Consider the following 14,864-nt stretch of genomic DNA (forward strand, 5'->3'; position numbering starts at 1 on the left):
CGCACCGATATGCGTGTTTGTAACCTCAGCTACCTGCAAACCGACTGGTATGTTGACCAAATGAAACGTCAGGCTTACGACTCGGAACCATTGCCAATTAAATTCACCCACGACCAATATGTACAGGGAACCCGCGATGTGATTTATCTGATGAGCGATCCGCGCATTAAAGGGCCGGTTGAACTTTCGAAAGCACTCGACTTTGTGCGCGACGAAGATCCAAGAACGAAACTGGCTCAGGCCGACAACGCCTCGTATATTCCATCGAAAAAGCTGTTTATAAAAGTCGACAAAGAAGCCGTGATCCGCAACAAAGTGGTTCCACCATCATTGTACGACCAAATTGTAGATACCATTTTCATCGACTTCGGCAGCAAAAACTACATTGTAAAAGATGAGTTGATGGTGCTCGACATGCTGGCCAACTCGAACTGGGAACGCCCGCTGTATTTCGCCATCACGGTTGGCCGCGACAAGTACATGGGACTTCAGGATTATTTCCAGCTCGAAGGTTTTGCCTACCGGTTTACACCGGTAAAAACCAACTCGGAAGGCATGCAGCTCGGAACCGTAAACACCGACGAAATGTATCAGAAAATGATGCAGAAATTTAAGTGGGGCAATATGAACGATCCAAAGGTTTATATTGACGAGAACAACCAGCGAATGATGATTAACATCCGGAACAACTTTAACCGCCTGGCCGAAAGCCTTGTAAACGAAGGCAAGAAAGACTCGGCCATTCAGGTTCTGGACAAACAACTGGAATTGATTCCGAATACCATTGTACCTTATAACTATTTCTCGCAACAAACGGCCGACATTTATTTAGCTGCCGGAGCCACCGAAAAGGGCTTAAGCTTGCTGCGGAACATTGTGGATACGTATAGCACCGAGATGGATTATTTCCTGAGCCTCGACTCTGACAAACAAATCATGGTTGATGAGGAAATGCAGCGCATTTTATATTTTATGCGCGAAATGGGAATGATTGCTGCCAAACACCAACAAACGGAATTGGCCGAAGAAATAACCGTTTCATTTAATAATTATCTGACCCAATACGGTAGCCAACGCTAATGCCATTCGTGAATCCACAGATCCGGCTTCCCTATTTGCTCACCCTGTTGTTTCCGGGTGCGGTTTTCAGGGTTGCAACCAATCGGAAGGAAGTTTTTCTGACTTTCGACGATGGGCCGGTTCCGGAAGTTACGCCTTGGGTGCTCGATTATTTGAAGTCGGAAGGACTGAAAGCCGCCTTCTTTTGTGTTGGCGAAAATGTACAACGCCATCCGGAATTATTTCAACGGATTTTGGCTGAAGGACATCAGGTGGGCAACCACACCTTCAACCACATGCAGGGACTGAAAAACGAAGACAGCGCATATTACGAAAATATTGAAAAAGCAGCAGCTCTAATCCCGGGGACCCTGTTTCGTCCACCCCACGGGCTGCTTCGGATTCGGCAATTTAAAAAGCTGAAAACGGCTTACCGGGTTATTATGTGGGATATCATCAGCCGCGATTTCGACAAGCGGTTGAGCCCTGAACAGGTTAGCCAAAACGTTCTGAAACATGCCCGGGAGGGTTCAGTCATTATTTTTCACGACTCCATTAAGGCTCGTGAAAATATGACACTGGCTTTGCCCCTCGTTATTCGCGAACTACGTAAACGGGGTTTTAGCTTTGGCGATCCAAAGGCCTTGTTGCAGAACCATTTGAAACATTAAAAGTTGAACTAGCAAAAACGATTGATATCATGTTGAATATTCTTGTTGTGGGTTCAGGCGGAAGAGAACACGCCATGAGCTGGAAAATCAAACAGTCGGAGAAAGTAAACCAGTTATTCATTGCTCCCGGCAATGCCGGAACTGCCGAATTGGGCGAAAACATCCCGGTTGGCGTGAGCGACTTCGGAGGACTGAAAAAAGTCATTCTCGAGAAAAAGATCGACCTGGTTGTGATTGGCCCGGAAGTGCCGCTGGTTGAAGGTTTGCACGATTTCATTCTGGCCGATCCGGAACTGAAACAAGTAAAGGTTGTTGGTCCGCAACAAGAAGGCGCCAAGCTTGAAGGTAGTAAAGACTACGCCAAAGCGTTTATGCAACGGCATGCCATTCCAACCGCCAAATACCTAACCGTAACTGCCAACAACCTACCCGAAGGAATTGCCTTTTTGGAAACCATGAAAGCGCCTTACGTATTGAAAGCCGATGGATTGGCTGCCGGAAAAGGGGTGCTGATTATTGCTGATTTAGCCGAAGCGCAAGCCTCGCTGAAAGAGATGCTCGATGGTCAGTTTGGCGCTGCCAGCAGTAAAGTGGTGATTGAAGAGTTTTTGGCCGGAGTTGAATTGTCGGTATTTGCCATTACCGATGGGAAAGACTACCAAATACTACCCGAAGCGAAGGACTACAAACGAATTGGCGAAGGCGACACTGGCCTGAACACCGGTGGCATGGGAGCCATCAGTCCGGTTCCGTTTGCCGACAAAGCGTTTATGCAAAAAATTGAAGAGCGTATCGTGAAACCAACTGTTGAAGGGCTGAAGAAAGACAACATTCCTTACAACGGATTCATCTTCTTCGGCTTGATTAATGTTGACGGAGAACCGATGGTTATTGAATACAACGTTCGGATGGGAGACCCGGAAACCGAAGCGGTGATGTTGCGCATTAAATCTGACTTTGTGGATTTACTGGTGGCTGCCGCCGAAGGAACAATGGCTCAACAACAAATTGAGATCGATGAACGTGCCGCGGCTGCAGTAATGCTGGTTTCGGGTGGCTACCCGGGCGATTACACCAAAGGCATTCCGATGAGCGGATTTGCCGATACCACCAACAGCCTCCTGTTTCATGCCGGAACCAAACAAAAAGGAGCCGATGTGGTGACTGACGGTGGTCGGGTGCTGGCAATCAGCTCCTATGGCGCCACAATGAACGAAGCGCTGGCTCAATCGTATGCCAATGCGGAGAAAATTCAATTTGAAGGAAAATATTACCGGAAAGATTTAGGGTTCGATTTGTAAGAACCCACTTCTTCCCCTTCCGGGGGAACTTTAGCAGATTTAAGAATGATTTTACGGTACATAAAAACCAATCAGGCTCATCATTTCATCACGATCCCTCTGGTCGTTTTGATCTTGTGGTTTCGGGCTTATCTAAAACCCGAAATCTTTCCGTTTTTTATCGGCGAAGATCAGATGTTACTGTACCGCCCGTTTGCAGCGCTGAGCAGCTACTCGGCGCTGGCCGGCAACTTGTTGACCATTGCCTTGGTGCTGATCCTGGCACTAATCATTCTGCGCCTAAATTCGGCCTATTCTTTTATTCGTATCCGAACCTTTCTGCCCACGAATATTTTCGTACTCATTGTGAGTGCTTCGATCAGCCTGCACAATTTGCACCCGGTGTATTTTGCCGCCGCGTTTTTACTGCTCGCTGTCAACCGTATATTTGGAGCCTACGCCCTTAAAGCCGTAAATTCCAACGCCTTCGACGCCGGATTTCTGATCGGGATTGGCTCCCTGTTTTATTTCAACCTGATCTTCTATTTTCCCATTGTATGGATCGGTTTTATCCTGATTCGTAAAAACCCAAACTGGCGAAATTTCCTTCTCCCTATTGTGGGGCTTTCCATACCTTGGCTGTACGCGTTTTCCTATTATTTTTTCACCGACTCACTGCCGGTACTCGGCCAAACCATCCGGCAAAATTTCCTCACCCCAAATCACTTCCTTCAGGGAAATATCAACTTTCAGATCTACCTGGGCCTATTGGTACTTTTATCCCTGCTCGGCAGCTTTTTCCTGATTTCTCAGTTGGATGAAAAGAAAATCAGTTCCCGGAAATACTTCCAAATGTTCTTTGTGATTTTCGTAATATCGATCGTGCTGCTGCTGTTGGTTCCTTCTGTTTCGCAGGAAATTCTGATCATTATTGCGCTCCCGCTGACTTTCCTGATCTCAAACTACCTCATTTTTATGCGCTCGAAATTCTGGGCCAACTTCTTTGTCTATCTCCTTATCGCGATGGTTATTTACATGCAGGTAGCATAGCGGTTTCCACCATTTGCACCAACGATTATTACCCTTGGCGAAGCAACCGCCCCGGCCTGCATTAGACTGAATAACCTATTATCTTAGGTTGATTACCATTCATCGTCACCAATCAACCTCCCAACGAATATCACCTCGTATCAACTGTCCTGCTCCTAATTTTGAAGAAAAATTAAGCTCAAGGAAGTCTATTGTATTTGTTTCGATCCTTTTTTAACCAAATGCTCCTCCAGCAAACGGAGCAACACATGGTGATCAACTGGCTTGGAAAGATAATCGTTGCATCCGGCTTCGATCGCTTTCTTTTTATCCCGCACAAACCCGTAGGCTGTTTGAGCAATGATTGGAATGGTAGAGTTGAACTGCCTGATTTGTCGCGTTGCTTCAAAACCATCGAGAACCGGCATTTTTATATCCATCAATATCAGCGCAATGCCGGGATTCTCTTTCATAATCCGAACAGCTTGTTCGCCGTCGGAAGCGCGCACAATCTGATAGCCCTCTTTCATCAACAAAAACTTGTAGTATAAGAAATTGGCTTCGTCATCTTCAGCCAGTAATATTTGAATGCCATTGCCATCCCAATGTTTCACGATTTCCCGCGGCTGTTCTTTTTTTACCGGACGATAGGGAATGGCAAAATAGAAGGTACTCCCTTTACGTTTCTCCGACTCGACCCAGATCTCACCATTCAGGGCCTCCACATACGCTTTGGCAATGCTTAAACCTAAACCGGCTCCTTCATAATTACGGATCAGTTGATCTTCTGCTTGCCTGAATCGGTCGAAAATCGCCTCAAAGTGTTCTCGCGCTATTCCAATTCCGGTATCGCGAACATAAAAAACAAGCCGGTCGCCTTCAATATAATTTCCGAGCGCAATCTCCCCTTTATCGGTGTATTTAACCGCATTATTAATGAAATTTAAAAGAATACCATCCAGTTTGATCCGATCGGTTTGAATGACTGCCTGCTGCCCGCGAACATGCCTGTCATCCAGACTCAGCTCAATTCCTTTTTTACTTGCCTGCGGTTGAAAGAAGCTCTCGTAATAAGTTAGAACCTCCTGGGTGTTTACAACTGAATATTTAACTTCCTGACTACCGGTCTCAATCCTCGATATCTCAATAATGTCATTCACCGTTTTCATGAGCCTTTCACCACTTTGGGTGATAATCCGGATAAATTCGTCCCGTGTTTCACCCTCCAGGTCCGATTCCTGAAGCAATTGAATAAAACCAAGGATCCCATTCATCGGTGTTCGAATCTCGTGAGAGATATTTTGGAGAAACGCTGTCTTCAACCGGTCACCTTCCTCGGCCTTTTCTTTCGAAATCAATAATGCCTGATTGCTCAGCCGAAGCGACTTGGTTTTCATGTTTACCTGATATCTGGCCACTGCTAATGTGATCAGCACAACAATCAACAGCAGAACCAGAATAATGATCAGATTCTTCAGATAGGCCGGGATGTAGGGTTCAAAATAATTCCGCAGCCAGCGGTCGAGCGATTTAAAGTACACAGAGCCGGGCGTATTCCGGAGAGTCGAAATTTGCTTATCAAATCGAAAGCCGAGCTGCTCACCATGCTGGCCTTTGGGAAACGCAAAGTGCAGATTAAAAGGCAGAAAAGTACCAGCGCCTGAGATTTTACTTTCCTCGAATATTTTCGAATAACGAAAGAAACGGTCGGCCAGAAACGCGTCAACCCTTCCGCTGTTTAAAGCGCCATACATGCTGCTTACATCCGGAAACTCGAGAATCTCAATGGCCAGATCTTCCTGATGCAACAGATAGCCGTTTAAGTGCTGATGCTCAATGGAATTTTTCATCACCGCCAACCGGCGATGGTTCAAATCGTCCAACGTTTGAATGGAACTGCCGATATGCGAATAGATTTCAATCCAGGAGGTAAGCAAGGGCATTTCGCTAAGGGTATAGATTGAATCGCGGACAACCGTGTAAGCAATATCGGGCAACACATCAATTTCCCCGGTTTTCAGCTTTTCCAAAAGTACGGGCCAGTCATCGCTGACATATTCAATTTGGAGATCTTCGTGATCTGCAATACACTTCAGCACATCGATAAAAATGCCTTTTGGTTCATTCGCTGAATCAAAGAAATTCAGCGGCGGATTGTCGTATATGCCCACCCGAAGAAGCGCTCCACTCTCACCGATTTTAGGCGGCGCTTCGGCTGCATACCCCAAATTAAAAACACTTGAAAATAACCAGATCGAAAAAATTAAACTTGTCATGAACCCACTTCCCCGAACGCTCTCTCTTCTTTGGTTTTCTGCAAGATTAGCCTGTTTTAGATACATCATTCGAATAAATTTTATGCGCAACCGACACAGAGATAGAATGAAATCGCGTCGACCTGTTTTACTGATCGGGGAACCACCCTGGCTTCCCGACCAATTTACTTATGATTCGTATTTTTATAATTGTTTAATAACAGCAACTTCCGCTTTCTCCAGCTGACTTTTAAGTATTTTCACCAAAATATCCCGATGTACCGGGTTGGTGATAATCGTGTCGCAACCGGCTTCAAAAGCCCGTTGACGATCTTTGCTCATTGAATGAGCCGTGAGCACCGCAATCGGGACTTTGGGGCAGATAGAACGAATATGCAAGGTTGCCTCAATCCCATTCATGACCGGCATCACAAGATCCATTAGGATGAAATCGGGCACTCGCTCTTTAACCAGATCAACCGCTTCTTTTCCATTTCGACCGTAAATCAAATTGATGTCAAATTTAGATAACATCTTTCGGATCAATTCATAGATAAAATGGTTGTCATCAACAATGAGAATGGTTTTACCGTTTATAATCGAAAATTCTTCATCCCCACACAGGCAGTGCTCAAAACCAGCTTCTTCGCGAATATTAATCGCTGCCGGTAGTTCAAGACAGATGGTTGTTCCAACGCCCTCCTGCGATTCAACAGCAATATCGCCATCCATAATTTCGCTCAGTGTTTTTGCAATCGCCAACCCAATTCCTAAACCTCCGTATTCGCGGGTATGGCTATCGTCGAGCTGCCTGAATTCGTCGAAAATAACAGCGATCAGTTCTTCCTTCATTCCAATACCTGTATCGCTGACAGCAAACCGAACGCCTTCCGGATTTTGCAGTACTTCGATCTTAAATTCAATTCGTCCGTGCTCAGTATATTTAACCGCGTTATTAAACAGAATCGCGAGTATTTGAAGAACTTTGCCCTGATCGAGTCGAAGCTCGTAACAAAGGTTCAACGTGAGATCGTCGAAAACAATCTCAATACGGTCGGTCTTTCCAACATTCTCCAGCGCTTCTTCCAGATAAGCACGCGCCAGGCTGTACAAATCGACCAAAAGCACAGGTTGTGGATTGTTTTTAATATTTTGACCTTTGTGGAAGGAGAGATCAAATAAATCTTCGACAAGACTTAGCATTTCTTTCCCCGCATGATTGATAAGCTGAGAAAATTCCTGCACCATAGCATCTTCGCTTTCCTCAAGCAACAGGCTGCTGAAACCGATGATTGGATTGAGCGGTGTCCTCAACTCATGCGACATGGTTGCCAGAAAAGAAGACTTCAACCGGTCGGATTCCTTCGATTTCTCCAGCGCCTTCTTTAGTTCCTCAACATGCGTTTTCCGCTCAAACGCCAGACTGATTTGCGGAGCAACATACTCCAGCAACTTGAGATCGTCGGCGTTCAGCATCGGTTCGCCTTCATACGATTGAAGCACCAGTACGCCAAGCACTTTTTCGTCGGCGAACAACGGAACACCAATCCAGGCCAATGATGGAGGACCCACTCGCTCTACTTCGCCACGTTTCACCATATTGTCGAAACATTCAACATCCACAAACAATGGCTTTTTGCCGCGAACAACCAATCCCGTCAGAGTTTTGTCGACGGAGAATTCCTGAAGTTCTTTCTCCCGTTCGTCGGTAATGAACGGAACCGTAGCGCGCTGCCTTTTTTCATCGTACAACGCGACAAAGAAATTTGGAGTTGTAGTAAGTTCGGCAAGAGCCGAGAATACCATATTAAAGAACGTTTCCAGGTCGTCAGTCTGAAGAACCGCGTTCGAAATATCGACTAAAATTTCGCGGATTTTCTCTGTCCGCTTGCGCTCCGAAATATCGATTATTACTCCGCGTACCAATACTAATTCGCCATCTTCAAAAACCGGCTCAACATGTTCTTCAACCCAAATAACTTGTTCGTCGGGCAAAACCATCCTGAACTCGAGAGCCAGCGGTGACCGACTTTCGGTAAAACCAACTCTATTGTCTTCAAAGAAATGGAGGTCATCCGGGTGAACCAAACTTTTATAGAAATCAAACGGCAAATCTGTTTGAGTGACATCAACCTTCAACAATTGATACAAGTTTTGTGACCATTTTCCGATATTCGAAACCGGATCAAACTCCCAGCTTCCCATGTTGGCAATCACCTGTGCCTGGTGGATGGAATCACTGCTTTTCTCAATGGCAAGCTCCTGAATTTTCCGCTGCGTGATATCGATACAGATGCCTCGTAACTTAGCCAAACGATCGTTGTCGAAAACAGGCTCGACCGTACTTTTCACCCAGGCAATATCGAGTCCGATATTTAGCCGCAACTCAAACTCCAACACCTGGGGCTCACGAAACATGGTTTCAATAGCTTGATCAAGGATCGTTTGATCCTCCGCATACACTTTTTGTCTGAACTGTTCAAACGATGGCTCCACCTCGCCTTTATTAACTTGAAGTATTCGGAAGAAGTTCGAGGACCATCTGGTCGTTTTTCGTTGGATATCATACTCCCAACTTCCCATGTTGGCAATTCGCTGAGCCAGCCTGTTGAATGTTCTGTTTTCCAGCAAGGTTAATTCAACCTTTTTTTGCCTGGTAATATCAATACTTACTCCTTTTAATTTAACCAATTCACCATTGGCATCAGTTTCAGGCTCAATATAATTTTGAAACCAACGATCCTCTTTCCCAACAAACAAGAAGCGAAGCTCGAACTCGATCTTCCGTTTTGTTTCCAACATGTTCACATAACGCCTATTCATCCCTTCCCGATCATCGGGATGCACTCTTGCAATAAAATTGGCAAACAGCGGTTCAACAGATCCCGGCTCGTAATGCAACAGACGATATAAGTTATCGGACCATTTGCCGCGCTTGTTTACAAAGTCCCACTCCCAACTTCCCATGTTGGCAATTTCCTCCGCCTGGCTAATAAAAGCCTCATTTTCGCGCAAAGCCCGGGTCGTTTTTTCCTTCTCAGTGACATCGATCAACAATGCGTGGCGCGCTGCCCGGCCCTTATAATCGATTACATGCGAGGCAGACTCAATAATTCGACGCTCTCCGGCTTTAGTAATTATTTCCCAAAGCTTCCCTTCGCTTAAGGTTGATTCATTTTTCGAGACAAACTCCAGAAACTGCTCATGACGCTCTAAGGCCACCAAATCGGTTCCTTTCATCTTTAAAAGCTCCTCGCGACTGTAGCCATATAGATTACTGGCTGCCTGATTCACCTCCAGAATCGACATGTCATCAATCGCATAAATCCCCATCGCCTGGGGATTGAAATCAAACATCGCCTTGAAATTCGACCGCTCTTCTCCCAATCGCAATTCCTTCTTTTTTAACTCATTAATATCGACCACCGAGGCCAATATGGTATATTTATCGCTTCGGAGCTCATCGGGAACAAGGCTAACAAACAGATCGCCCCAAAGCACCTTTCCCGACTGATGCAAATAGCGTTTCTGCATACGATATTCGCCAATTTCGCCAGTCACCAGACGCTGAAACTGACATACATCCTTCTCAATATCGTCAGGATGGGTGATTTCGGTAAATTGCTTCGACTTAATTTCCGCGCTAGAATAGCCCAGAAAATCACAAAGGGCCGGATTGGCATAGACGATTTCTCGACTACTTTCTACCAGGGCGAAACAAATCGGAGACTTATCAAGCAAATGTTTTGAATTCATAGTTCTAAAAAAATGAGAATCACACGAACAAATTCCGAGGCAAAAATATCATTTTTAACTGCTTCATCTCACTCAAACGCCATTACATCGATATTTATGTGCTTTTTGTCGATACCACAGTAACAATTTATTTACACAACATCGTTGATGATAATTAGCATACCGATTAGAATTTACATTGTATTCGGACAAAACCAATTTTGTTGCACGAATTCGTTCAATAAATTCAGTAACCAAACAACCGGCTTCCAGACAAACCTGAGACCAAAACGATTACATTATTCTAAATATAAGTCTCTTACTTAGCTCTTATCAGATCATATGTTTATAATAAATTAAGTTGTATAACATTATGAGAGATAAGAAAAAGAAGCTTGCAGGTATTTGCAAACTTCTTGTGAAATAGAAAGAGGAAGAGACTAAAACATTGTAAACGAAAGCTGCGTGAACGTCTCCAACAGGACGACGGATGAGAAACGCTATTCGTTGGCGTGGGTTTTTATGCGATTCGGTTGTCGTGTAATTGTTTCCGCCTTTTGCCATTTGTTGTTAACACGTGTTGCAGGCGGATATTAAAGTCACTTAGAATATTCATATAATTGACGAATGCGTCAAAGGGACTATCGAACGAACCACAACTGCAGCGATCCGGATATTCGGACAACATGCGGGTACACATGAACGAAAAATGATCACTGGTCTGTAAATACGCCCAATCTTTCTTAAGGTCAGCATCATCCGTTTGATTGACCATGGCAGTTAACGCATACAGTATTTCAACCGCTTCACGCTGCAGGTCATTCCCCAGCCATGCCGATAAATCGGTTTTTGCACCATCCAGTCGTATTGTTTCAGGCACTTTTAATTCGGAAACAGGTTGATGACTCTCCACAACTTCTGAAGGCATGAGAAATTTAAAGTCGGTGCTCTTAAAAATTAGGGAAGGCAATCTCTTTAGAAAGTCGAAAATACCGTTGTTCTTGTTCTTTCGACCTCCAAAATTCTCATAATCCAGGATCAGGTTAACATTCCCATCGCCTGCGGGAAGCGCTTTCAGACCAGCTACAAAGTCACTTGCGATTAACGGAACACCACACGCTTGCGGTCCGGTAAACCAACGGGCAATATCGTCGCTCATAGCAGTATTTGCAGGCAACAAGCTCAACGGGCCCCGATCGCTACTTTGGAACACACAATTCGGATTCTTTTGATCGACTGAATACGAATTTATCAGGGCCGCCTTGTACCCCATGCCAGCAACCATACGCCCAACCTCATCGGTATAAATTAGTTTCGTGTTTGCAAATACTGTCGGCCGCTTTCCAAACGAGCTCTCCAGCTCATCGGCATGTTTGGCTACCTGCCTTATAAATTCACCACCATCCATCACCGATGCGTACGAGTGCGCATAAGGTTGCGCCACAAATTCGACACAGCCGGTGGCCGCAAGTTTTTGAAAACTCGTAAGGACTTCAGGCGTGTATCGCTTAAACAAATCGATTGCAGTACCAGAGATTGAAAAGGCTACCTTAAACCTATTCGGATACTTCTGAATGAGTTGATAAATCAAGTCGTTCGCTCGCAAATAGCAACTATCAGCCAGCCGTTTAGCCTCCGTTTCATTATGATAATCGTCGTAATAATAGTCCGAATTACCGATATCATAAAACCTCATGCGGCGCAACCTAACAGGCTGATGGACATTAAAAAGCAAACAAATCGATTTCATTTTCTATCTATTTTTGAGTTTATTTTCAGCTATACTAACCTGGAATTTAGCCACAGCAAATCGGGTCATCCATGATGACAGAACATGACAGCATCCTACGAATTGATCGAACAAGGGGTCTAAATCAAAATCGTCGCTTAGTATGGTAGGCTGGCCGGGGTTTGCTATTGCCAGTTGGATTTATCTGATGGTCCGAATCGTGAATTTGCCAATCAACAACAAATGAACTCCCGGTATTAAATCCACCAGACAGGGGTCGTTTTGGAGATGAAACAGGTAAAACAGACTTGTTGGAGTCAACAACTTCGATCTCGCGCCGTCCGAATGTACGTTTCTTGTTGGAGTGTTTTGCAGCTTTCATATTCATACTCATTTGCCCGTTTAGGTTATAAATTACAAATTCAGATTGCCTGGTATTAACGATTTTTGCAAGCTACACAGATTTAAATTCAATTAATTGAAATCATCTGTTCATTTCCTGTTCATTTTGTTCATCCCGTTTTTTACCTTATTCATCGATGTTTTTCTCGCCAATATCCCTGAATTGCATTAATTTTATTTTCTGAATGCTTTTATTAGAAATTGTGCGCCTATGAGTAAAGAGCCTGACTTTTTATTGATTCAACTAAAACAGGAAATCCAAAACAGGTTTGGAACGGATATTTTATACGATGCCGATTGCCAGCGACTATCTGAACTTTTGCTTGTCAAAACAAAACGTAAAATCAGCGTTTCTACCTTAAAACGCTTTTTTGGACTCGTCAAGTCACCCAATCGTCCGTCGAAATACACGCTTGACACGCTAGCCCAATTTCTCCAGTTTACCGATTGGCTCGATTTCTTAAACCGCTTCGAAAAAGAAGAGCATCCTTATGCCGGGCAGGATTCATGGGATAGCCTGAAAGAACGAAGCAAGCTTGTTACCGAAAAAAGCATCCAATCCATTCATCGGAAAATAGGAAATGAACTCACAATTCAACCACTTCGCAAATTTGCCCGAAAAAAAATCAACCGATTCCTTGAGTCCTCCGCTGTTGCAACTGCATTCATTGGCTCGAATGGTGCCGGCAAATCGAGCATCGCACTTCGAAGCACCGAATTCTTTTTCTCGGGAGAGACGGCCAAATATCCGAACGATATTGTATGCCTGATCGACGGGTGCATTTTCTACAACCTGCTGTCTGTACACAAAAAAATCAATCGCCTTAATAATCTCATTGAATTTGATCCGCATAAAAGCTTCAGCCAAGTCTTCAATGAAAGACCGGATCTCGTAAAAGGTAGGTTCGTATTGATTATTGACGGTATCGACGATATCTTCCCCGATTACAACAAAACCGATGAGTTCGTCCAAAGCCTGACAAACATTGTATCGTTTTATGCCCATATCCCCTGGTTTAAGCTGATTATTACCTGCCGACCGATCACCTGGCGATTTTTTGTTAACAGAATGCAAGGCAACCTGACACTAAAATCGCTCTGGTTCGATGAAACGTTCCACGGTGCTGACTACGAATTCGTCAACATACCAAAACTAACCGCAAGCGAAATCAAGTCGACCCTTAGAAATAACGAGTTTAAGGTAGCCCTTAATCAACTGCGGTTTAACCACCCCGATATTCTGGAGTGCATCGCAAATCCATACCAATTACACCTTTTTATAAAGGCGTATAAGGACAAGGGGGAAATCTATGAAATAGACCTGCTCAATCAATACATCAGCAATACCATCTTGTCGGAACCTTTTTCATATGACAAATTCCAACTAATTAAATCGTTTTTTGAACTGTGCGACATGGGAAAGAAAGGGCAGGAAGTGAAAAAGGAAGACCTCCAGCTTTCATCATCCAGACTGCTGGCATACAACGAAATAAGCAATAGCGAAATTTTCTACGAATACTCCATTCAGGACAGCTATTTGTCATTAAACACCTTTGTTCGGTTCAAGCAGAACGTCGTGTTTGTGTACTACCTTCTCAACACCCTAATTAGAGAAAACGGCCTCAGCATCGAACTTCTAAAAGAAATTAACACTCAGTACCGGAATTTACCGCAACTGCGGTGCTCGTTGCTGAAATATGCGATTAAAATTCTGGTCAAAGAAAATCAGATAACGATTTTGAAGGACATCTTCTCAATTATTTCTGAAACAAACACCACGGATGATACCACACCTAACAATTTAAGCCAATGCATGCTAACCAATACGCTGGCTTCAGAAATCCGAACCAACACAAAACTAAGAGAAACACTTATCCCCCATTTTGCCCAATCGGAAACGGCGCGAAAGCTATTCTTTGAAAACTTTTTTGACATGGATAGCCTTGTACTTTTTTCGGGCAACAACCTCGATTATTACCTGAAATACAACCAATCGGATGAAGCCAGAAGCTATGTCTGCTTCATGAAGTTTATGCAGTATTTTCTGGCATCAGACGAGGAAAAGTGCACCGAACAATACCAACACAATAAAAACCTCCAGGCTCCATCGGTGGACAATCCGTTAAATTTGGCGTTCTACTATATTCCCAGGGTCATCTACCAATCTGTATTTAATGACCGCCTTGACAACTCCTTCTTTGCGGAAATTCGCCGGATCTCGTCTGAATTTGCAACCAAAGCAAAGTTGGGCGAAATTGAAAGTCCACAATTTGAATTCGCTATCATTTTTGCCTTGAACTATAGCCAATACGATCAGGAAATTATCGAACTATCCGAATTCATTTTTGAAAACTACGAGTTGTCGCATTTGAGACCGACAGGCTTCTACCAGTTCTTTATGTTGATTTACGCGAAAGCACTCCTGCACAGCAATCAAACGGAAAAAGCGAAAGAAATCTATCGGGAGGTAAAGGTAAACCAAACCGTTTTTCCTGAACACCTGAAGCGCTATATGAAAATCAGAATCCTACTCATTCAATCGGAATTCAGGGTTGTTTTTGGAAAAACCGGGAAAGCGATCAAAAAGCTGGATGAAGTGATATCAATCGCAAAACTGCTCAAATTCAACTACTTTTACGACAAAGCAATCCAGGCAAAACGCTATTTGCAACCTCAGTGCCCCTAAAACTCCGCTTCCGCCCTT

Annotated in this window: 8 protein-coding genes; 5 read left to right on the forward strand and 3 right to left on the reverse strand. The window is 44.2% G+C overall.

The window, feature by feature from the left end; genetic code table 11:
• From ABZD21_RS08500 to ABZD21_RS08515, 4 genes are all read left to right on the forward strand, one after another.
• Window positions 1–1,080, forward strand: a 1,080-nt coding sequence (locus ABZD21_RS08500) for a tetratricopeptide repeat protein (protein WP_372774379.1), incomplete at its 5' end; no start/stop codon positions are given.
• Window positions 1,080–1,730: a polysaccharide deacetylase family protein gene (locus tag ABZD21_RS08505; RefSeq protein WP_372774381.1), complete on the forward strand. Its 651-nt coding sequence runs from the start codon at window positions 1,080–1,082 to the stop codon at window positions 1,728–1,730. The genes ABZD21_RS08500 and ABZD21_RS08505, both read left to right, overlap by 1 nt.
• Before the next feature lie 29 nt (window positions 1,731–1,759).
• Entirely contained in the window at window positions 1,760–3,031 is a 1,272-nt protein-coding gene (purD, locus tag ABZD21_RS08510; protein ID WP_372774382.1) for a phosphoribosylamine--glycine ligase, read from the forward strand.
• Between the two features lie 45 nt (window positions 3,032–3,076).
• Window positions 3,077–4,060 carry a DUF6427 family protein gene (locus ABZD21_RS08515; protein ID WP_372774384.1) on the forward strand — a complete coding sequence of 328 codons (984 nt, stop codon included), beginning with the start codon at window positions 3,077–3,079 and terminating at the stop codon, window positions 4,058–4,060.
• Window positions 4,061–4,248: 188 nt separating this feature from the next.
• Here the strand turns inward: ABZD21_RS08515 and ABZD21_RS08520 are convergent, their stop codons facing one another.
• The 3 genes from ABZD21_RS08520 to ABZD21_RS08530 form a co-directional block, all read right to left on the reverse strand.
• On the reverse strand, window positions 4,249–6,384 hold the full coding sequence (locus ABZD21_RS08520) for a response regulator (protein ID WP_372774386.1): 2,136 nt from the start codon (window positions 6,382–6,384) through the stop codon (window positions 4,249–4,251).
• A gap of 114 nt (window positions 6,385–6,498) precedes the next feature.
• A complete protein-coding gene (locus ABZD21_RS08525) occupies window positions 6,499–10,050 on the reverse strand; it encodes a PAS domain-containing protein (protein WP_372774387.1) in 3,552 nt (1,183 codons plus the stop codon).
• A gap of 499 nt (window positions 10,051–10,549) precedes the next feature.
• Complete coding sequence (locus tag ABZD21_RS08530) at window positions 10,550–11,779, reverse strand: glycoside hydrolase family 57 protein (protein ID WP_372774389.1); 1,230 nt, start codon at window positions 11,777–11,779, stop codon at window positions 10,550–10,552.
• 592 nt (window positions 11,780–12,371) lie between these two features.
• On the opposite strand from ABZD21_RS08530, the gene ABZD21_RS08535 reads away from it, so the two are divergent.
• Window positions 12,372–14,846 (forward strand): hypothetical protein, encoded by a 2,475-nt coding sequence (locus ABZD21_RS08535; protein ID WP_372774391.1) that lies wholly within the window; start codon window positions 12,372–12,374, stop codon window positions 14,844–14,846.
• Window positions 14,847–14,864 lie beyond the last annotated feature (18 nt).

The sequence above is a fragment of the Mangrovibacterium sp. genome, assembly GCF_041596335.1.
GTDB lineage: Bacteria > Bacteroidota > Bacteroidia > Bacteroidales > Prolixibacteraceae > Mangrovibacterium.